Source organism: Vibrio sp. F13, assembly GCF_020806305.2.
Classification (GTDB): Bacteria; Pseudomonadota; Gammaproteobacteria; order Enterobacterales; family Vibrionaceae; genus Vibrio; species Vibrio crassostreae_C.
In genome coordinates, this window is sequence record NZ_CP170175.1 from 2531739 (window position 1) to 2551465 (window position 19727).

At 45.3% G+C, this 19727-nt stretch carries 18 protein-coding genes; 14 read left to right on the plus strand and 4 right to left on the minus strand.

The annotated features are described in order from the left end of the window. The first annotated feature begins 30 nt into the window (after positions 1–30). The 13 genes from bamA (at position 31) to LMH68_RS11830 (ending at position 15117) form a co-directional block, all read left to right on the plus strand. Positions 31–2436 carry an outer membrane protein assembly factor BamA gene (gene bamA / locus LMH68_RS11770; RefSeq protein WP_017060735.1) on the plus strand — a complete coding sequence of 802 codons (2406 nt, stop codon included), beginning with the start codon at positions 31–33 and terminating at the stop codon, positions 2434–2436. 27 nt (positions 2437–2463) lie between these two features. Continuing rightward, the gene (locus tag LMH68_RS11775; protein WP_017063367.1) at positions 2464–2964 is read left to right on the plus strand and encodes an OmpH family outer membrane protein; all 501 of its coding nucleotides are present in this window, start codon (positions 2464–2466) and stop codon (positions 2962–2964) included. Between the two features lie 5 nt (positions 2965–2969). Beyond that, entirely contained in the window at positions 2970–4001 is a 1032-nt protein-coding gene (gene lpxD / locus LMH68_RS11780; protein WP_017066404.1) for a UDP-3-O-(3-hydroxymyristoyl)glucosamine N-acyltransferase, read from the plus strand. Positions 4002–4094: 93 nt separating this feature from the next. Next, a complete protein-coding gene (gene fabZ / locus LMH68_RS11785; RefSeq protein WP_009847408.1) occupies positions 4095–4547 on the plus strand; it encodes a 3-hydroxyacyl-ACP dehydratase FabZ in 453 nt (150 codons plus the stop codon). 1 nt (position 4548) lies between these two features. Further along, positions 4549–5337 (plus strand): acyl-ACP--UDP-N-acetylglucosamine O-acyltransferase, encoded by a 789-nt coding sequence (lpxA, locus tag LMH68_RS11790; protein ID WP_050644950.1) that lies wholly within the window; start codon positions 4549–4551, stop codon positions 5335–5337. A gap of 129 nt (positions 5338–5466) precedes the next feature. Next, a complete protein-coding gene (lpxB, locus tag LMH68_RS11795; RefSeq protein ID WP_017066406.1) occupies positions 5467–6663 on the plus strand; it encodes a lipid-A-disaccharide synthase in 1197 nt (398 codons plus the stop codon). Positions 6664–6696: 33 nt separating this feature from the next. After that, on the plus strand, positions 6697–7317 hold the full coding sequence (gene rnhB, locus LMH68_RS11800) for a ribonuclease HII (RefSeq protein ID WP_017063371.1): 621 nt from the start codon (positions 6697–6699) through the stop codon (positions 7315–7317). Between the two features lie 113 nt (positions 7318–7430). After that, positions 7431–10910, plus strand: a complete 3480-nt coding sequence (dnaE, locus tag LMH68_RS11805) for a DNA polymerase III subunit alpha (RefSeq protein WP_229647149.1) — start codon at positions 7431–7433, stop codon at positions 10908–10910. A gap of 45 nt (positions 10911–10955) precedes the next feature. Continuing rightward, positions 10956–11915, plus strand: a complete 960-nt coding sequence (gene accA, locus LMH68_RS11810; RefSeq protein WP_229647148.1) for an acetyl-CoA carboxylase carboxyl transferase subunit alpha — start codon at positions 10956–10958, stop codon at positions 11913–11915. A gap of 124 nt (positions 11916–12039) precedes the next feature. Then, a complete protein-coding gene (tilS, locus tag LMH68_RS11815; protein ID WP_017060730.1) occupies positions 12040–13374 on the plus strand; it encodes a tRNA lysidine(34) synthetase TilS in 1335 nt (444 codons plus the stop codon). Positions 13375–13420: 46 nt separating this feature from the next. Continuing rightward, a complete protein-coding gene (locus LMH68_RS11820; protein WP_170791809.1) occupies positions 13421–13744 on the plus strand; it encodes a c-type cytochrome in 324 nt (107 codons plus the stop codon). A gap of 130 nt (positions 13745–13874) precedes the next feature. Beyond that, positions 13875–14213: a nitrogen regulatory protein P-II gene (glnB, locus tag LMH68_RS11825; RefSeq protein WP_017063373.1), complete on the plus strand. Its 339-nt coding sequence runs from the start codon at positions 13875–13877 to the stop codon at positions 14211–14213. A 61-nt stretch (positions 14214–14274) separates the two neighbouring features. After that, positions 14275–15117, plus strand: a complete 843-nt coding sequence (locus tag LMH68_RS11830; protein WP_017060728.1) for an endonuclease/exonuclease/phosphatase family protein — start codon at positions 14275–14277, stop codon at positions 15115–15117. Between the two features lie 106 nt (positions 15118–15223). Here LMH68_RS11830 and LMH68_RS11835 read toward each other — a convergent pair whose 3' ends face one another. From LMH68_RS11835 to gloB, 3 genes are all read right to left on the minus strand, one after another. Then, positions 15224–15910 carry a YIP1 family protein gene (locus LMH68_RS11835; RefSeq protein WP_017060727.1) on the minus strand — a complete coding sequence of 229 codons (687 nt, stop codon included), beginning with the start codon at positions 15908–15910 and terminating at the stop codon, positions 15224–15226. Further along, the gene (locus LMH68_RS11840) at positions 15907–17481 is read right to left on the minus strand and encodes a LysM peptidoglycan-binding domain-containing protein (RefSeq protein WP_017063374.1); all 1575 of its coding nucleotides are present in this window, start codon (positions 17479–17481) and stop codon (positions 15907–15909) included. The genes LMH68_RS11835 and LMH68_RS11840 overlap by 4 nt, the downstream gene beginning before the upstream one ends. 70 nt (positions 17482–17551) lie before the next feature. Continuing rightward, complete coding sequence (gene gloB / locus LMH68_RS11845; RefSeq protein WP_017060725.1) at positions 17552–18310, minus strand: hydroxyacylglutathione hydrolase; 759 nt, start codon at positions 18308–18310, stop codon at positions 17552–17554. Positions 18311–18363: 53 nt separating this feature from the next. On the opposite strand from gloB, the gene LMH68_RS11850 reads away from it, so the two are divergent. After that, positions 18364–19146: a class I SAM-dependent methyltransferase gene (locus LMH68_RS11850; protein ID WP_017060724.1), complete on the plus strand. Its 783-nt coding sequence runs from the start codon at positions 18364–18366 to the stop codon at positions 19144–19146. Between the two features lie 98 nt (positions 19147–19244). On the opposite strand, the gene rnhA is transcribed toward LMH68_RS11850, so the two are convergent. Further along, positions 19245–19709: a ribonuclease HI gene (rnhA, locus tag LMH68_RS11855; RefSeq protein ID WP_017063376.1), complete on the minus strand. Its 465-nt coding sequence runs from the start codon at positions 19707–19709 to the stop codon at positions 19245–19247. Between the last annotated feature and the right edge of the window lie 18 nt (positions 19710–19727).

Genomic DNA, 19727 nt, shown 5'->3' on the forward strand with positions numbered 1-19727 from the left:
TGGTAGTAGCAAGGAATAATTAGAATAAGTATGGCGATTAAGCAAATTCTGTTCGCAAGTCTATTGGCCACTAGTGTGGCTGCGAACGGAGCACAAAACTTTGTAGTTCAAGATATCAAGATCGAAGGTTTACAGCGTGTTGCACTTGGTGCAGCTCTACTGAAAATGCCAGTACGTATTGGCGATGAAGTGGATGAAAGCGATGTGTCTGAGATCATTCGTGCATTGTATGCTTCGGGCAACTTTGAGGACGTTAAAGTACTTCGTGATGAAGGTGTATTGATTGTTCAAGTTCAAGAACGACCGACCATCGCAAGCATCTCATTCTCTGGTAATAAAGCGATTAAAGAAGAACAGCTTCAGCAGAACCTAGATGCGTCTGGTGTTCGTGAAGGTGAAGCCCTTGACCGTACTACGCTGAGTAACATTGAAAAAGGCCTTGAAGATTTTTACTACAGTGTTGGTAAGTACAACGCGACAGTAAAAGCGGTTGTGACACCTCTGCCACGTAACCGTTCTGACCTTAAGTTTGTGTTTACTGAGGGCGTATCCGCTAAGATTCAGCAAATCAACTTTATCGGTAATGAAGTCTTCTCTGACTCTGAACTGCTTAGTCGTTTCAATCTGAATGTTGATGTTGCATGGTGGAATTTCCTTGCGGATGAAAAATACCAAAAGCAAGTATTAGCCGGTGATATCGAAGCGCTGAAATCTTACTACCTTGACCGTGGTTACCTTAAGTTTAAGGTTGACTCTACGCAGGTGGCGATCTCTCCAGACAAAAAAGGTGTTTACATCACGCTTGGCCTCGATGAAGGCGAAGCCTACACCGTTAAAGATGTCTCTTTCCGTGGTGAATTAATCGGTCGTGAGGCTGACTTCGAAGCGTTAGTGCCATTCGAAGACGGCGATACGTACAACGGTTCTTCGGTAACGTCTTTGGAAGAGAACGTAAAACGAATTCTTGGTGAATCTGGCTACGCGTACCCACAAGTTCGCACGATTCCTGAATTTGACGATGAGACCAAAGAAGTGTCGTTGGTTATCAATGTAGAAGCGGGCAGCCGTATCTATGTTCGTGATATTCGATTCACGGGTAACAACTCAACGAAAGACGAAGTACTGCGTCGTGAAATGCGTCAAATGGAAGGCAGCTGGCTTAACTCTAAGTCCATTGATACCGGTAAGAGCCGTCTTAACCGTTTAGGTTTCTTTGAAACGGTTGATGTACAAACAGTGCGTGTTCCTGGCAGTGAAGACCAAGTTGATTTGGTTTACAACGTTAAGGAAGCGAACTCAGGCAGTATCAACTTTGGTGTTGGCTACGGTACTGAATCAGGTGTTAGTTTCCAAGTTGGTTTGCAACAAGATAACTTTGCAGGTTCAGGTAACCGTGTTGGCGTAAGTGCCATGATGAATGATTACCAAAAGAACGTGAGCTTAGACTACCGTGACCCATACTGGAACCTTGATGGTGTGAGCTTAGGCGGTAAGATCTTCTACAACGAATTTGAAGCCTCTGAAGCGGGCATCGTCGACTATACCAACCAAAGTTACGGTACCAGCCTAACATGGGGTTTCCCTATGGATGAGCTGAACCGTATCGAGTTTGGTGTGGGCTATACGCACAACAAGATCGGTAACGTACCGACTTATATCCAAGTTGAACAGTTCGCGAGAAGTATCGACCAATACGGTGACGAGCACATCTTAACCGATGACTTCGATATCAATATTTCATGGACGCGTAACAATTTGAACCGTGGTTTCTTCCCAACTGAGGGTAACCACCAACGTGCTTTCGCTAAAATGACGGTACCAGGCTCTGATGCTCAGTACTTCAAAATGCAGTACGATGTAAAACATTACATCCCGCTGACCAAAAAGCATGAGTTCACACTATTGATGCGCGGCCGATTAGGCTATGGTAATGGTTATGGTCAAACAGATGGTAACGATAACTTGTTCCCATTCTACGAGAACTACTACGCAGGTGGTTTTACAACCCTACGTGGCTTTGGTTCTAACTCAGCTGGCCCGAAAGCCGTTTACGGAAGCAGCACAGGTAACAACCCAACCTATGATACCGCTACTGATGATTCAGTGGGTGGTAACGCGGTTGCCTTAGCAAGCTTAGAGTTAATTGTACCAACGCCGTTTGCTTCTGATGAAGCGCGCAGCCAGATTCGAACCAGTGTTTTCTTCGACATGGCAAGTGTATGGGACACAGAGTTCGTAGACCGCGGCGCACCAAATAGTGGCAGCCAGTACTACTACGATTACTCTGACCCAACAAATTACCGTTCATCTTATGGTGCCGCTCTTCAATGGATGTCACCAATGGGCCCACTGGTTTTCTCTCTAGCGAAACCAATTAAAGTTTACGAAGGTGATGATGAAGAGTTCTTCACATTTACCATTGGTAGAACTTTCTAATATTTAAAGGACAATATTTTGAAAAATATGATTAAAGCAGCAGGTTTAGGCCTTGTAGTTCTTAGCTCTTCTTTCTTTGCAACAGCTGCTGAAGCTGCGCAAAAAGTGGGTTATGTAAACACTGCACAAGTATTCCAGGCTCTACCTCAGCGTGAAGTTGTTCTTCAAAAAATGCAGGAAGAGTTCAAAGATAAAGCGGCTGAGCTACAGAGCATTCAAGCTGAAGCGAAAACCAAGATTGAAAAGCTTAAGCGTGATGGCGAGCTACTAGGTCCTGAAGAAGTTGAGAAGCTTCGTATCGAAGTTGGCCAACTAGACAGCAAGTACAAAATCAAAGCTCAAGCATTAGAAAAAGCAAGTCAACGTCGTGAAGCACAAGAGAAGCAGAAGCTGTTCAAAGTGATTCAAGATGCTGTAACTAAAGTTGCAGAGAAAGAAGGCTACGACATGATTGTTGATATTCAAGCTCTACAATACGGTAAGCCTGAATACAACATCTCTGAGCAAGTAATTAAATCACTGAAATAAGTTTTATGAAGAACCTGACTTTAGCCGAATTGGCAACGATTACTGGGGGAGAGCTACACGGAGACGGTACGATTACCGTCTCAGCAGTCGCTCCTATGGATAAAGCGCAAGAAGGTAACATTACGTTCCTTTCTAACGTGAAGTACAGCAAGCACCTAGGTGACTGTAAAGCGTCCGCTATTATGGTTAAAGAGAGTGAGCGCGAATTGTGTAAGACCAACGTTATTGTGGTTAGTGACCCTTACGTTGCTTTTGCTAAGGTTGCTCAAGCGCTTGATACTACTCCTGCACCCGCAGCGGCTATTGCTGATTCTGCTTCAATCTCTAGCGATGCAACTATTGGACAAAATGTGTCTATTGGTGCGAACGCTGTGATTGAGTCTGGTGTAGTACTTAGTGATGATGTGATCATCGGTGCTGGTTGCTTTATTGGTAAAAATGCAAAAATTGGCGCAGGCACTAAGCTGTGGGCTAACGTAAGTGTTTACCATGAAGTTGTGATTGGTGAAGCATGTCTGATCCAATCAAGTACTGTTATTGGCTCTGATGGCTTTGGTTATGCGAACGAGAAAGGCGAATGGGTTAAGATCCCGCAAGTCGGCTCTGTTCGCATTGGTAACCGCGTAGAAATTGGCGCGTGTACTACCATCGACCGCGGCGCATTAGATGACACAATCATCGAAGACAACGTTATCCTAGATAACCAACTCCAGATTGCTCACAATGTTCACATCGGATATGGTTCAGCTCTTGCTGGTGGTACTATCATTGCAGGCAGCACGACGATAGGTAAGTACTGTATTATTGGTGGTGGTTGTGTGATTAATGGTCACATTGAAATCGTTGACGGCGTTACAATCACCGGTATGGGGATGGTAATGCGCAGCATCACTGAGAAAGGCATGTACTCTTCGGGTATTCCTTTACAGCCAAATAAAGACTGGCGTAAAACAGCGACGCGAGTTCATCGTATTGATGAAATGAACAAGCGTTTGAAAACCGTTGAAAAACTTATTGAGAAGAGCGCGGAATCATAATTCCAGCATTTCTAATAAAAGGCTCGCGTACAGCGAGTCTTTTTCGTTTATAATCCTTCTAATTAAATAAAGAATATACATAGGAATACGACTTTGACTACTGAACAGACAACGATGAACATTACTGAAATTCAGGAACTACTACCTCATCGCTACCCATTCTTAATGGTTGATCGTGTGACTAGCTTTGAAAAAGAAAAAACACTGACCGCAATTAAGAATGTTTCTGTTAACGAACCTCAGTTCACAGGCCACTTCCCTCAGCTTCCTGTATTCCCAGGCGTGTTGATCTTAGAAGCAATGGCACAAGCAACAGGCCTTCTAGCATTCAAATCTTTCGGTGCGCCTTCTGGCAACGAGTTGTACTACTTTGCTAGCGTAGATAAAGCTAAATTCCGTAAGCCAGTAGTACCAGGTGACCAACTGGTTATCGAAGTTGAATTCTTAAAAGAACGTCGTGGCATCGCATCGTTTAATGGTGTTGCTAAGGTTGACGGCGTAGTTGTATGTTCAGCTGAACTTAAATGTGCTCGTAGAGAGTTTTAATATGATTCATGAAACAGCGAAAATTCACCCGGCAGCAGTAATCGAAGGTGATGTAACTATCGGTGCTAACGTGACGGTTGGGCCTTTCACTTACATTGCTGGTAATGTGACAATTGGTGACGACACTGAAGTGATGTCGCACGTTGTGATCAAAGGTCACACAACCATTGGTAAAGAAAATCGTATCTTCCCACACGCTGTTATCGGTGAAGAAAACCAAGATAAGAAATACGGCGGCGAAGACACAACAGTTGTAATCGGTGATCGCAACGTAATTCGTGAAGCGGTTCAAATCCATCGTGGTACGGTTCAAGACAAAGCAACCACAGTGATTGGTGATGACAACTTACTTTGTGTTAATGCTCACGTAGCGCACGATGTTATTGTTGGTAACCACACTCACATTGGTAACAACGCTATTCTTGGCGGTCATGTAACGGTTGGCGACTACGCTGGTGTTATGGCACTTTCTGCGATTCACCCATTCTGCTCAATTGGTGCTTACGCATACATTGGTGGTTGTTCTGCAGTTGTTCAAGATGTACTGCCGTACGTGCTTGCACAGGGTAACCACGCGGCTCCATTCGGTCTTAATCTAGTAGGTTTGAAGCGTAACGGATTTGAAAAACCTGAAATTCGTGCACTACAGAAGGCGTACAAAGAGCTATACCGTTCAGGTAAAACACTTGAAGAAGCGAAAGCGGCTTTAGTTGAAATGGCAAAAGAGTTTACTTCGGTAGCGCCTATGCTTGAAATGCTAGAGAACTCTGAGCGCGGTATTATTCGTTAATACTCGATATGGTTATGTACCAATCAATGTGAGTATGGCAATAACTACTTCATCAGAATGGTATAACAAAAAGATCGCTACTCGTTAGGCGGTCTTTTTTGTTTTAGGCAACAAGGGAATTGAAAAACTATGGCACAGCAAGAAGCAGCAACCAATAGCTCGGACTTCGTTTCGAATGAACCATTGCGCGTAGGCATTGTTGTCGGCGAACTGTCTGGCGATACGCTTGGTGAAGGCTTTATCAAAGCGATCAAATCACAATACCCGAATGCAGAGTTCGTTGGCATTGGCGGGCCGAAAATGAAAGCCCTAGGTTGTGAGTCTCTTTTCGAGATGGAAGAGCTGGCCGTTATGGGCTTAGTTGAAGTGCTTGGCCGTTTACCTCGCTTGTTAAAAGTAAAAGCAGAGCTGGTTAAGTATTTCACTCAAAATCCACCCGATGTCTTTGTCGGTATCGACGCGCCCGATTTCAACCTAAGGCTTGAGTTAGACCTTAAGAACGCTGGTATCAAAACGGTGCATTACGTGAGCCCTTCAGTGTGGGCTTGGCGTCCAAAGCGTATCTTTAAAATCGACAAAGCAACCGACTTAGTCTTGGCTTTCTTGCCGTTCGAAAAAGCGTTCTACGATAAATATAACGTTGCCTGTGAGTTTGTTGGTCACACGTTGGCAGACGCGATTCCTTTAGAGCCTAGTAAACAAGATGCTCGAGAGCTGTTAGGTCTTGATCAAGACAAGCAGTGGTTAGCCGTATTACCGGGTAGTCGTGGTGGTGAGATGGGTTTGATTGCTCAGCCATTTATCGAAACTTGCCAACGTATCAAGCAGAAGTATCCGGATATCAATTTTGTTGTTGCGCTCGTTAACGAGCAGCGTAAAAAGCAGTTTACTGAAATCTGGCAATCGACCGCACCTGAGCTTGAATTCACGTTAGTCGAAGATACGGCAACCAACGTGATTACCGCCGCTGATTCTGTGCTCTTGGCTTCAGGTACCGTGGCTCTTGAATGTATGTTGCTTAAACGCCCTATGGTGGTTGGTTACAAAGTAAATAAGCTGACGGGTTACATTGTTAAGAAGTTGGCGATCACTGAGTTTGTGTCACTGCCGAATATTTTGGCTGGTGAAGAGATCGTGAAAGAGCATATTCTTGAAGAGTGCCACCCAGACTTTTTGTTCCCGTCTGTCGATAAAATGCTATCAGCCGATAACAGTGCCTTGATCAAACGCTTTACCGAGATGCATCACTGGATCCGCAAAGACGCAGACAAACAAGCCGCTAACGCAGTATTGAAATTGATTGACCGACCTTTTGTTGAAGCATAAAGCGCTTATTTACAGAACATTAAGAGATTAGTTATGGCAGTAAAAGAAAAAAAAGAGCTTCCTCCATTTGAATACCCGCAAGGTTACCAGCTGTTTGCTGGCGTGGATGAAGTAGGGCGTGGCCCTTTGGTTGGCGACGTGGTGACCGCTGCGGTTATCCTTGATCCAAACAACCCAATCGAAGGCTTGAACGACTCAAAGAAATTGTCTGAGAAAAAGCGTCTTGCGTTACTTCCTGAAATCAAAGAGAAAGCTTTGGCGTGGTCTGTCGGTCGTTGTTCTCCACAAGAAATTGATGAGTTGAATATTCTGCAAGCGACGATGGTTGCTATGCAGCGAGCTATCGCGGGGTTGAGCGTTCAACCTGATATGGCGTTGATAGATGGAAACCGAGTCCCAGAATTGCCGATGGATGGTCTTGCGATTGTGAAGGGGGACTTGCGAGTGGCTGAAATCAGTGCGGCGTCTATTATCGCAAAAGTCGTTCGTGACCAAGAGATGGAAGATCTTGATAAACTTCATCCAGAGTTTGGTTTTGCTAAGCATAAAGGTTACCCGACCAAAGCGCATTTCGAAGCGATTGAAAAACATGGTGTAACCGAGCATTACCGCAAGAGCTTTAAGCCAGTAAAACGTATTCTTGGTATAGATTAGAGCTTTACGTTAACTAGAGCTTAGCATCGAATAAAGTTGCTAACTTGTATTAGAAAAAAATAGAATACACACAGTTGTAATCCTAGGCTCAAACCTAGAACTCAGGAAAAATAATGTCAGATCCAAAATTTGTTCACCTACGCGTACACAGTGACTTTTCGATGGTGGATGGCCTATCCAAGGTGCCACCATTAGTTAAAAAAGTCGCTGAAATGGGTATGCCTGCTCTAGCATTGACCGACTTTACCAACCTGTGTGGTTTAGTGAAGTTTTACGGTACTGCCCATGGGTGTGGGGTTAAACCTATTATTGGTGCTGACTTCTTGATGCAGTCTCCAGAATTCGGTGACGAGTTGACCAAGCTCACCGTTATCGCAACGAACAATAAAGGTTATAACAACCTAACGTTACTCATCTCAAAAGCTTACCTTCGTGGTCATGTTCAACATCAGCCTGTTATTGATAAAGAGTGGCTAATTGAGAATGCAGAAGGCCTGATCATTCTATCGGGCGCCAAAGAAGGTGAGATTGGTAAGGCGTTGCTGAAAGGCAATCGAGAGTTGGTTGCAAGCAGCGTTGAGTTTTACAAAACACATTTCGAAGACCGTTTTTATCTGGAGCTAATTCGTACTGGGCGCCCGGACGAAGAGTCTTATCTGCACTTTGCACTAGAGCTTGCTGAACAAGAAGACCTGCCTGTTGTCGCGACCAACGAAGTGGTTTTCATATCTGAAGACTTGTTTGACGCCCATGAAATCCGAGTGGCGATTCACGATGGCTTTACCATGGTTGATCCACGTCGACCGAAAAACTATAGTCCACAACAGTATCTGCGTAGCGAAGAAGAGATGTGTGAGCTTTTCTCAGACATTCCTGAAGCTCTGGAAAACAGCGTTGAGATCGCTAAGCGTTGTAATGTCACCGTTCGATTGGGCGAATACTTCTTGCCTAACTTCCCGACCGAAGGTTTGGCGATTGAAGACTTCCTGATTAAGAAATCAGAAGAAGGCCTTGAGCGTCGTTTAGCGTTTCTATTCCCTGATGAGAAAATTCGAGCTGAACGCAGGCCTGAATACGATGAGCGACTTAAGATTGAACTTGAAGTTGTCAACAACATGGGGTTCCCGGGTTACTTCTTGATCGTAATGGAGTTCATCCAGTGGTCAAAAGACAACGATGTGCCAGTAGGTCCTGGCCGTGGTTCTGGTGCCGGCTCTCTAGTCGCTTACGCCTTGGATATCACCGATCTCGATCCACTTGAATACGATCTACTTTTCGAACGTTTCTTGAACCCAGAACGTGTATCCATGCCCGATTTCGATATCGACTTCTGTATGGATAAGCGTGACCAAGTTATTGATCACGTGGCTGAAATGTACGGTCGTGATGCCGTTTCTCAGATCATCACCTTTGGTACCATGGCGGCAAAAGCGGTAATCCGCGATGTAGGCCGTGTATTGGGCCACCCGTTTGGTTTCGTCGATCGAATTTCAAAGCTTGTACCGCCAGACCCGGGTATGACGCTAGAGAAAGCATTCCTTGCTGAACCTGCATTGCCAGAGCTTTACGATGGCGATGAAGAAGTTCGTGAGCTGATTGATAAGTGTCGCATCCTTGAAGGTTGTACGCGAAATGCCGGTAAGCACGCAGGTGGTGTTGTTATCTCACCCACCACGATCACCGATTTTGCGCCAATCTATGCCGACGCAGAAGGTAACTTCCCAGTAACGCAGTTCGATAAGAATGACGTTGAAACGGCTGGCTTGGTTAAGTTCGACTTCTTGGGGCTGCGTACCCTGACCATCATCGACTGGGCGTTAGGCCTAGTGAATCCACGTTTGAAGAAAGAGGGGAAAGAACCGGTTCGTATCGAGTCGATTCCTCTTGATGACCAAGCGTCATTTAACCTATTACAAAATTCTGAAACCACCGCGGTATTCCAGCTGGAATCGCGTGGTATGAAAGACCTTATCAAACGTCTACAGCCCGACTGTTTTGAAGATATTATCGCATTGGTAGCCCTGTTCCGTCCGGGTCCTCTGCAATCAGGCATGGTAGATAACTTTATCGACCGTAAACACGGCCGTGAAGCGGTTTCTTACCCTGATGAAACGTGGCAACACGAATCGCTGAAAGAGACGCTAGAACCTACGTACGGCATCATCCTGTATCAAGAGCAGGTAATGCAAATCGCACAGATCCTTGCTGGCTATACGCTTGGTGGAGCGGATATGTTGCGTCGTGCGATGGGTAAGAAAAAGCCAGAAGAGATGGCAAAGCAGCGTGGTACCTTTAAAGAGGGTGCTGAAGCCAATGGTGTTGATGGCGAGCTGGCCATGAAGATCTTTGACTTGGTAGAGAAATTTGCGGGCTACGGCTTTAACAAATCTCACTCCGCAGCATATGCACTGGTTTCTTATCAAACGCTATGGCTGAAAACGCACTACCCAGCGGAATTTATGGCTGCGGTAATGACGGCAGATATGGATAACACCGAGAAGGTTATTGGCCTTGTTGATGAATGTTTCCGTATGAAGCTCAAGCTTTTACCACCAGATATCAACTCGGGTCTGTACCGCTTTAACGTGGATGAAGATGGCGCGATTGTTTATGGCATCGGTGCGATCAAAGGGGTCGGTGAAGGCCCTATTGAAGCGATTATTGAAGCGCGAAATAAAGGTGGTTACTTTAAAGACTTATTCGACTTCTGTGCACGTCTTGATCTGAAGAAGGTTAATAAACGTGTTATCGAAAAGTTGATTCTATCCGGAGCCTTAGATAGATTAGGTCCTCACCGAGCGGCGATGATGGCATCTTTGAAAGATGCGGTGAAGGCAGCGAGTCAACATCACCATGCCGAGTCTTTTGGTCAATCTGATATGTTTGGCGTGTTGACCGACGCTCCGGAAGAGGTTGAACACAAGTATACCCAAGTGCCTAAATGGCCTGAGAAGGTTTGGCTTGAAGGTGAACGTGAAACGCTTGGTTTGTATTTAACGGGTCACCCGGTTAACGCTTACATCAAAGAGTTAGCGAAATACACCAGCTGTCGTTTGAAAGATGCCACGCCAACGCGTCGTGACCAATCACTAACAATTGCCGGTTTGGTGATTGCTGCGAGAGTAATGACGACTAAGCGCGGTACGCGAATCGGTTTGATGACACTTGATGACCGATCGGGCCGAATGGAAGTGATGTTGTTCTCGGATGCGCTCGATCGCTACGCAGAATTGCTCGAAAAAGACAAAATTGTGGTCGTTTCCGGACAGGTCAGCTTTGATGATTTCAATGGCGGGCTTAAAATGTCCGCGCGCGAGGTCATGGACTTAGGAAGCGCCCGTGAGAAATATGCTCGTGGGGTGTCGATATCTATCGACCAATCCCAAATTAACGGTCAATTTTTTGAACGCTTTAGTCAAATCTTAGAACCTTATAGAGCCGGAACGGTCCCAGTCAATGTATACTACCAGCGTGCCGACGCTAGAGCGCGGTTAACATTGGGCACAGAATGGCGCGTGACGCCAAGTGATACATTACTAGACGAATTAAAACAGCTGCTTGGAAATAGCCAAGTAGAACTCGAATTTAACTAAAATTTAGCTTCGCGAATGCGGAGCTGAATCAACAAGGATTCATAGATGAGCCTGAACTTTCTAGAATTTGAAAAGCCTATCGCTGAACTTGAAGCAAAAATCGAAGCGCTACGTGACGTTTCGCGTCACGGTGGTGACACAGCGGTAGATCTAGACAAAGAAATCGAACAACTAGAGAAAAAAAGCTTAGAGCTTAAACAGAAAATCTTTAGTGACTTAGGTGCATGGCAGGTAGCTCAACTTGCTCGTCACCCTCAACGTCCTTACACGCTAGATTACCTAGAGAACGTATTCACTGAGTTTGAAGAGCTAGCGGGTGACCGTGCTTACGCTGACGACAAAGCGATCGTTGGTGGTATGGCTCGTCTAAACGGTCGTCCAGTTATGGTTATTGGTCACCAAAAAGGTCGTGAGACGAAAGAAAAAGTAATCCGTAACTTTGGTATGCCAAAGCCAGAAGGTTACCGTAAGGCGCTTCGCTTAATGGAAACGGCTGAGCGTTTCAACATGCCAATCATTACCTTCATCGATACTGCTGGTGCATACCCAGGTGTTGGTGCAGAAGAGCGTGGTCAATCTGAAGCGATCGCGAAGAACCTAAAGGTAATGGCGGGTCTAACGGTTCCTGTTATCTGTAACGTTGTTGGTGAAGGTGGTTCAGGCGGTGCTCTGGCTATCGGCGTTGGTGACTACGTGAACATGCTTCAGTACTCTACGTACTCAGTTATCTCTCCAGAAGGTTGTGCATCAATCCTATGGCGCGACTCAGACAAAGCTCCACAAGCTGCAGAAGCGATGGGTCTTATTGCTCCTCGCCTAAAAGAGCTTGAGCTGATTGATGAGATCATTCCTGAGCCACTAGGTGGTGCTCACCGGGATCCGATCCAAATGGCTGAGAACATGAAAGCGACACTCGTTAAACAACTAGAAGAGTTAGAGCAGTTTGATAACGAAACGCTGCTTGAGCGTCGTTACCAGCGTCTAATGAGCTACGGCTACTGCTGATAACTTGCCTTAGCGATAAGGCTAGCTATACGAACAAATGATGAAAGGGTTGGACTCAGTGCCAACCCTTTTTTATTATTAAAACATTATCCCTTAAAACACGATCTCTTGGTTTATTAGCCTCATGACACACTTAATTGATACCTTCACATCTGTACTTGATCAAAGCGCGCTTAAGCCTTGTCGGTTGATCGTCGCTTTCAGTGGTGGTGTCGATTCACGAGTGTTGTTGGAGTTGGCTGCCCAATTCGCTAAGTCCCATCACATCGATTGCTGTGCGGTACATGTTCACCACGGCTTAAGCAACAATGCTGATTATTGGGCAGAGCAGTGCAAAACATGGTGTGATGCTTTGTCGGTATCCTTGTTCATTGAACGAGTCTCGCTAGATATTAGCCGTGGAGAAAGCGTTGAAAAGCTGGCTCGAGACGCGCGATACCAAGCCCTTAAAAAGCATATTAGACAAGGTGATGTGTTAGTGACAGGCCAGCACATCGATGACCAAGTCGAGACCTTCTTGTTAGCTCTTAAGCGTGGCAGTGGTCCGAAAGGGCTCTCTTCAATGGCGAAAGTGATGCCATTTTCAGGTGCTCATATCGTTCGCCCACTGCTGTCGGTGACGAGAACGGATATTGAAGTGGCGGCGCGCGATATGGCTTTAACTTGGGTAGAAGATGAGAGTAATCAAGACGTTCGCTTTGACCGTAATTTTATTCGTCATCAAGTCACTCCGACACTGACCGAGCGTTGGCCTAGTTTTCGAGAATCGGTCAGTCGTAGTGCTCAGCTATGTGCAGAGCAAGAGTTACTGTTGGATGAGTTGTTAGAATCTCACTTACAACAAGCTTTGACTGAGAAGCACAGCTTAAGTATTGAGGTATTATCTCAGTACTCTGATTTACTGCGTGCACGCTTATTAAGAATGTGGCTGAGCCGCTGTAATCAACCGATGCCGAGCCAAAAGCAGCTCAAACTTATATGGGATGAGGTGGCATGTGCTCAGGCAGACGCCAACCCTAAGCTGGTGTTGAATGAGGTTGAGGTTAGACGTTTTAATCATCAGCTCCATGTCGTAAAAGAGACCAAAGACTTGTCGAACTGGCAAAGTGATATCTCGATGGAAGAGAGCTTAGTTTTGCCTGACGGTTTAGGGGAACTACACTTAACTTCAGCGGCGAGTGATGGTGTATCTAACCACTGTGATGCGCAACATTTTAGTCTCAACACAACGAGAGGAACACTGCGAGTGATATTTAACCCTGAGGGATTGTCAGCACACCCTGTTGGGCGCGGTCATAGCAGGAAGCTTAAGAAGTTGTTTCAAGAGTACCAAGTACCCAGTTGGTTAAGACGCAGAACGCCGATATTAATGGATGGCGATCGAGTGATCGCTGTTTTAGGCTTATTCGTAGATAAAAACTACGAAGGTCAAGATTGTGAAGCGCTTTGGAGCAAGTAGAAAAAGTTTATGTCACAATTCACCGTCACTTTAATAAAAATAATTAATGGAATATGCAATGAAGAAAATTACACTAGGATTAGTTCTTGGATTTGGACTATTGAGTGGTAACGCTCTGGCGGCTGATGTTGCTGCGGGTCAAGCTAAAGCAGCAATCTGTGCGGCATGTCATGGTGCAGACGGTATCGCAGTGATCCCTGGCTATCCAAACCTTAAAGGTCAAAACGAGCAATACATCGCTTCATCAATTAAGGCCTATAAGAATGGCCAGCGCACCGGCGGTTTGGCCGCTGTAATGCAGGCTCAAGCTTCAATGCTGAGTGATGAAGACATCGCGAATCTAGCCGCTTACTACGCAAGCCTTAAGTAAAACCTTCTCAAAGCGCTGATTAAACAAGATGATAAATTTCGAGCCAGAGCTTTAAAGCTCTGGCTTTTTTCATTGAATGTTTACTATAGCTAACCGATAATGAGCCATTCGCACAGTTTAAGGGATGAACATGAAAAAGATTGAAGCCATTATCAAGCCATTCAAACTTGATGATGTACGTGAAGCACTTGCAGAAGTGGGTATTACGGGTATGACAGTATCTGAAGTTAAAGGCTTTGGACGTCAAAAAGGTCATACTGAGCTATACCGCGGCGCAGAGTACATGGTCGACTTTTTACCTAAAGTGAAACTAGAAATCGTTGTGACCGACGAAGTGGCTGACCAATGTGTTGATACCATCATTGAGACGGCTCAAACAGGTAAAATTGGTGACGGTAAGATCTTCATTACTGAAGTTGAACGTGTGGTACGTATTCGTACTGGCGAAGAAGACGAAGACGCCGTATAAAAAAACTATTACCCTAAAAGGAGCGTTTATCGCTCCTTTTTCATCTCTGGTAGGGTGCTGTATGTTTAAGAAAACCATCATTGTTATCACGTTATTGATAACGCTTGCTGTCGTTAGTTTTCATTTTATCTTCGTGATCCCGAATAAACCCAACCTGATCATTTCCTCTCAAAGTACCAGTAACGACATCTACAGTTGCTACCAAAACTCTGCACCGAAAGCGATTGATGTGTCTGATGGCTTAGACATTACGGTGTGGAATATCTACAAGCAAAACCGAAATAATTGGCAGAGTGAGTTAAATAAGCTGTCGGCAGGTAGCGATTTAGTCTTGCTGCAAGAAGCTAGTATGACAGAAGGACTTCGCCAATGGGTAATGAGCGGACAGTGGGGAAGCACACGTGTTAATGCGTTTGAGGCCTTTGAGCAAAGTGCTGGGGTACTCAACCTAGCAACCCATTTACCGATTGAAGCGTGTGCTTATACTCATGAAGAACCTTGGCTTCAACTGCCTAAATCGGCGCTTTGGTCGCGTTACCAACTAAACAATGGCGAAGAGCTGGCTGTGATTAATATCCACGCTGTGAACTTTACCTTTGGTACGGAAGATTACGAGGCTCAGCTCAAGAGCTTAACTGACAATCTGCAAAAGTATCGTGGGCCGGTTATTTTTGCTGGGGACTTTAATAGCTGGAGTGAAGCTCGCTTTGCTGTATTGAAAGATGCGTTGGAGAAGGTTGGTTTGACGGAAGTTGCCTTTGAGCCAGATAACAGAACTCAGTTCATTACAGGACTGGTGCTCGACCATGTGTTCTATCGAGGGCTAGAGGTAGAAAAAGCAAAAGCGCCCATTACGGACGCTTCTGATCATAACCCTATGCGAGTGACCTTTAAGGCTAAATAGTGATTAGCTATTAGTCATTGGAACTTAACCATTCGCACGGTGGTTACCTTGGGAAATCTAACGGAACAATAGGCTAGAGAGTCTTCGCTAGCCTTATCTCTTCTACTTAAAAGATTAAAATGTAGAGCGCCCAGATTAGGTAGTAGCCAACCCATGGTAAGCCTGAAATCACAAGCGCTTGCCCGCGTTCAAACTCAGTCCACGTTAATACCGCAGCATAACCTAGCACGATGTACCATGGCAGAAGCAGTGGTAATGAGCTAGCAAACTGTGACCAATCATTAGTTAGCGGTAACTTGATCAAGCCATTTAAGCTGTTCAAGTCGGCAGCGTAGTTCATCACATGTCCATGCTTGAGTATCAGGCTTGCGTAGCTTGCTACATCACCTAAAACAGCTGGGAATATAACAACCGATGCCGCTGCAAACCATCGCCAAAAGCTGTGCTGATGTTGGCTTGGCTTGGTTGCTAGGTTAAACCAGAATGCCAATAGAACGATGGTTAATGTTCGGCCAAATACGTCGCTGATGATTTCACTTGCGAGTAAGGTATTGCTGTCAAGTAACGCCAATTGGTCAGGGTTCGTTTGAGCCAGTTGCTGCGAGAGCTCTGCACTTAACCATGCAAAATCTACATTCGAAAAATAAGCACCCCAAAACAAAAATGGGCTGAGCATTAATACGACGTAGGGTTGCCATCCCCAAGCACTTCGTTGATAAAGCGCTAAGAAACAAGCTGTTGGCGAACGGAATATATCCAACAGCATGACGAGTGGGTTACTTGACGGGTTCATACACTTACCTTAGTTACATCAACATACAGCTTCAGTTTTTGTCCTGGCTGTAGGTATTTTTTGTTCTGCAAAGTGTTCCATTTTACAACATCTGTACTTTTTACTTTGAACTTTGATGCAATACCGCTGACTGTGTCACCTGATCTTACGTTATAAAAGATCGTACGGATGATGGCGCCGTCTGAGCCGTTCTTCCAAATGACCAGTTCTTGACCAACTCTAAGCGTGTCGCGTGGTCCCATGCCATTCCACTTAGCCAGTGATTGATGAGAGACCTTATTTGCGCGTGCAATCGTCCATAGGCTGTCACCACTTCTTACAGTATGGCTGAGCTTATATTGACCACGACTCTTCGACTGTGTGCTTGCTAGGCGGTTTGAGGCGCTTAGGGCGTATGTCTTGTCGTCTTTGGTGGATGTTGGGATAAGTAAGTGCTGGCCAATACGAATATTGTTGTTGCTCAAACCGTTTGCAGAGCGGATCACTTTGCTGGTGGTGTTATATTTGCTTGCCAGTACGCTAATGCTGTCACCAGATTGAACCTTGTAACGCACCAACTTCATGCCTTTGCCTTTATTGGCAGCGACTTCTTTGTTGAATTTCTCAACTGAATCTAAAGGAAGTAATAGTTGTTGGTGTTTCTCTGGTGCCGTTGCCCATTGGTTGTAAGCCGGGTTGTAACCTTGAAGTTCTTTGACAGGAATGCCTGCGTAGTTCGCAGCAATGGCTAAATCAAGCTGTTCTTCAGGGTTAACCAGAGTCAGCACTGGCTTATTCGGGATCGCCGGAATATCGATGCCATACTTTTCTTGGTTGGCAATGACATCTGCTAGAGCAAGCAGTTTAGGTACATAGCTGCTGGTCTCTTTTGGTAAGTCCAAAGAGAAAAAGTCGATTGGCTTGCCAAGCTTCTTGTTCTTGCGGATTGCGCTGTTTACTCGACCACCACCACTGTTATAGGCAGCAATCGCATGATTCCAGTCGCCATCGAAACGTCGGTTAAGATCTGAGAGGAAGTCCAATGCGGCGTCGGTAGAGGCGGCAACATCGCGGCGGCCGTCATACCAAAAGTTCTGTTCAAGCCCGTAGTCTTTGCCAGTGCCTGAAATGAATTGCCATAGACCAGCAGCACTGCCATGAGAGTAGGCAAACGCATCGAAAGAGCTTTCTACAACGGGTAGTAGTGCCAATTCTAGTGGTAAGCCTTTTTCTTCAATCTTAGTCGTGATCAGATACAAGAAAGGTTCAGCACGCTTTGATACTGTTTTTAGATGACTCGGGTGCTTGAGATACCAAGTTCGGTAGTAGTCGACCTTCTTTTGGTCTGGCACTTCCATTTCAAGTTGCATCGCAATGCGTTTCCAAACATCTTCTTGTGTTTGTGGAGTAACGACAGGTGCTTCAACTTTTTGATCTTCTTTGGCTGTTGCTTCTGATGAAACGTTCGCTTGAGAAACTTCTTTAGTAGGAGATGTGTTGGTTTGCTCGGAAGCTTGGTCTGGATTCTCTGACTGAGTTAATTGGCAACCAGAAAGTAGTAATACCAAAGCCCAGCTGTACTTAACTCGCATGTTACAGCCTTTTTAATTAACGGCCGATGATAATACTTGCCACCCCCTATGAGTGACAAGTCTGTATTTGTTAAAATTCGTTCTTCCACGCACGTAAAGCGGTGAATACCGATAAAGGATCGGTCTGCTCGGTGCGATTAGACACTGATTTCACTACACTTGGCTCGGTATAGCGCAGGAAGGGGTTCACAAACTTCTCTTGTCTCAAATTTGTGGGGATGGTCGACTTATTTTGAGCGCGAAGTCGGTTCACTTGGTCGCGATATTGCTGCAAATGTTGGTTATCAGGCTCTACGGCTAATGCGAAAGCGATATTGGCTGCAGTGTACTCATGTGCACAATAAACTTCGGTTTCTTGAGGCAGAGCCGTGATCTTATTCAGTGCATCGAACATCTGTTGTGGTGTGCCTTCCATGATTCGGCCACAGCCCGCAGAGAACAACACATCACCACAAAACAGTTTGGCATCGCCCACATAACCAATATGACCCGCAGTATGGCCACTGAGCCCTAGGACGAGGAATACTTCGCCAAACAGTTCTAATTGATCACCATCATCGACCGGATGAGTTAAGGTAGGGATAGGTTCATTCCTTGGACCGACAACATCCACGCCGGGAAATTGTCTAACGAGTTCTGGAACACCACCAATGTGATCGTGGTGGTGGTGTGTAATCAAGATTGCATCTAAAGTTAGCTCATGGTGTGCCAAGTACTCTAATACTGGAGCCGCATCACCAGGGTCGACGACAGCACAACGGCGATCGCTATTTTGAATCAGCCAGATGTAATTGTCGTTAAATGCAGGTATGCTTTTGATATGTAACATTATTGGTTCTCCAGTCACTATTAGTGCGACAGAATAAGTGAGACAGATTATTGATGAAGCCAGCACGTAGCAGAAAGAAGTTTGAACGTCCTTACACTTGGGCGCAATTGCACAATGGGGACTGGTTGAGAGAATCTATTCAAACTCGACTCGATGAGTGGTGCCCAAAGCTATTTGGTTACCATATGCTCAAGCTCGGTGGCCTCAGTAGTGAGATTTCTAGCTGCACATGCAACATTCAACATCAAGTAAACCTAGATATCCAGAACCCATTACATAATGTGATAGCGGATGGCTATAATTTACCCTTTTTGGAGAAAAGCTTTGATGTTGTAGTACTGAGTCATCAGCTAGATTATAGCAATGACCCGCATCGCTTATTGAGAGAAGTCGATCGAGTGATGATGGACGATGGCTATATCATTATCACGGGCTTCAACCCAATCAGTGTCACTGGGCTTGCCAGTTTGATGCCTTGGCGAAAGAACAGCTTGCCTTGGAGTGGGCGTATGTACACGCCAAGTCGAATTAAAGACTGGTTAGGTGTACTTAACTATGAAGTAATTCATTGTGACACCTACGCGCTGTTTCCGATGAGTAAGTATCAAGCGATGTGGACGTGGTTGGAGAACAGCTTAGGTGGTTGTGCATCCTTCGCCGGAAGCCAATACTTTATTGTTGCTCGTAAGCGTACTTACCCGCTAAAACCCATCAAACCACATTGGCACCTTAAGCGACGTTTCTCGCCTGTTGGGGCAAGTTTTAGAACCAATACGCGCCGTACAATGGATTCAGCCAAAGCGTCATATCCGCTAAAAACAGAAAAAGCCGATTAGTTGTCGGCTTTTCATCTATCAATTCGATTGAGAAATTGTCAATTAGTTTAAGAAATTATAAATCGCTTTCTGAAATGTGCGTCTAATTAAAAAGACGATTAGCTTGGTTGATAGCCCGTATCTTCTAGAGTCGGATTCTCCGCTGCATTTCGCGCTAAATCATCACACATTTCGTTTTCTCTGTGTCCGGCGTGTCCTTTTACCCAGCGCCAATCAACGTTATGGCGAGCGGTTTCTTTATCGAGCCTTTGCCACAGATCGGCATTTTTAACCGGTTTCTTGTCGGCTGTTTTCCAGTCACGCTTTTTCCAGTTATGAATCCACTGTGTGATGCCTTGACGCACGTATTGGCTATCTGTGGTCAGAATCACAGAGCAAGGTTCTTTGAGGGTTTGCAGAGCAACGACAGCGGCGAGCATTTCCATACGGTTATTGGTTGTTAGCGTGAAACCTTCTGCTAGCGTCTTCTCGACTTTTTTGTAGCGAAGTACGATGCCATAGCCGCCGGGACCAGGGTTGCCTAAACAAGAACCATCAGTGAAAATTTCAACTTGTTTCGTCATGATTTGATACTATTACCT

What these genes read in the sequence shown, in the direction of transcription:
- lpxB (WP_017066406.1), top strand. Translation starts at nt 5,467, where the DNA reads ATGGCACAGCAAGAAGCAGCAACCAATAGCTCGGACTTCGTTTCGAAT.
- rnhB (WP_017063371.1), top strand. Translation starts at nt 6,697, where the DNA reads ATGGCAGTAAAAGAAAAAAAAGAGCTTCCTCCATTTGAATACCCGCAA.
- LMH68_RS11775 (WP_017063367.1), top strand. Translation starts at nt 2,464, where the DNA reads ATGATTAAAGCAGCAGGTTTAGGCCTTGTAGTTCTTAGCTCTTCTTTC.
- gloB (WP_017060725.1), bottom strand. Translation starts at nt 18,310, where the DNA reads ATGTTACATATCAAAAGCATACCTGCATTTAACGACAATTACATCTGG.
- LMH68_RS11850 (WP_017060724.1), top strand. Translation starts at nt 18,364, where the DNA reads ATGAAGCCAGCACGTAGCAGAAAGAAGTTTGAACGTCCTTACACTTGG.
- bamA (WP_017060735.1), top strand. Translation starts at nt 31, where the DNA reads ATGGCGATTAAGCAAATTCTGTTCGCAAGTCTATTGGCCACTAGTGTG.
- LMH68_RS11840 (WP_017063374.1), bottom strand. Translation starts at nt 17,481, where the DNA reads ATGCGAGTTAAGTACAGCTGGGCTTTGGTATTACTACTTTCTGGTTGC.
- tilS (WP_017060730.1), top strand. Translation starts at nt 12,040, where the DNA reads ATGACACACTTAATTGATACCTTCACATCTGTACTTGATCAAAGCGCG.
- LMH68_RS11835 (WP_017060727.1), bottom strand. Translation starts at nt 15,910, where the DNA reads ATGAACCCGTCAAGTAACCCACTCGTCATGCTGTTGGATATATTCCGT.
- glnB (WP_017063373.1), top strand. Translation starts at nt 13,875, where the DNA reads ATGAAAAAGATTGAAGCCATTATCAAGCCATTCAAACTTGATGATGTA.
- lpxD (WP_017066404.1), top strand. Translation starts at nt 2,970, where the DNA reads ATGAAGAACCTGACTTTAGCCGAATTGGCAACGATTACTGGGGGAGAG.
- dnaE (WP_229647149.1), top strand. Translation starts at nt 7,431, where the DNA reads ATGTCAGATCCAAAATTTGTTCACCTACGCGTACACAGTGACTTTTCG.
- LMH68_RS11820 (WP_170791809.1), top strand. Translation starts at nt 13,421, where the DNA reads ATGGAATATGCAATGAAGAAAATTACACTAGGATTAGTTCTTGGATTT.
- rnhA (WP_017063376.1), bottom strand. Translation starts at nt 19,709, where the DNA reads ATGACGAAACAAGTTGAAATTTTCACTGATGGTTCTTGTTTAGGCAAC.
- accA (WP_229647148.1), top strand. Translation starts at nt 10,956, where the DNA reads ATGAGCCTGAACTTTCTAGAATTTGAAAAGCCTATCGCTGAACTTGAA.
- LMH68_RS11830 (WP_017060728.1), top strand. Translation starts at nt 14,275, where the DNA reads ATGTTTAAGAAAACCATCATTGTTATCACGTTATTGATAACGCTTGCT.
- lpxA (WP_050644950.1), top strand. Translation starts at nt 4,549, where the DNA reads ATGATTCATGAAACAGCGAAAATTCACCCGGCAGCAGTAATCGAAGGT.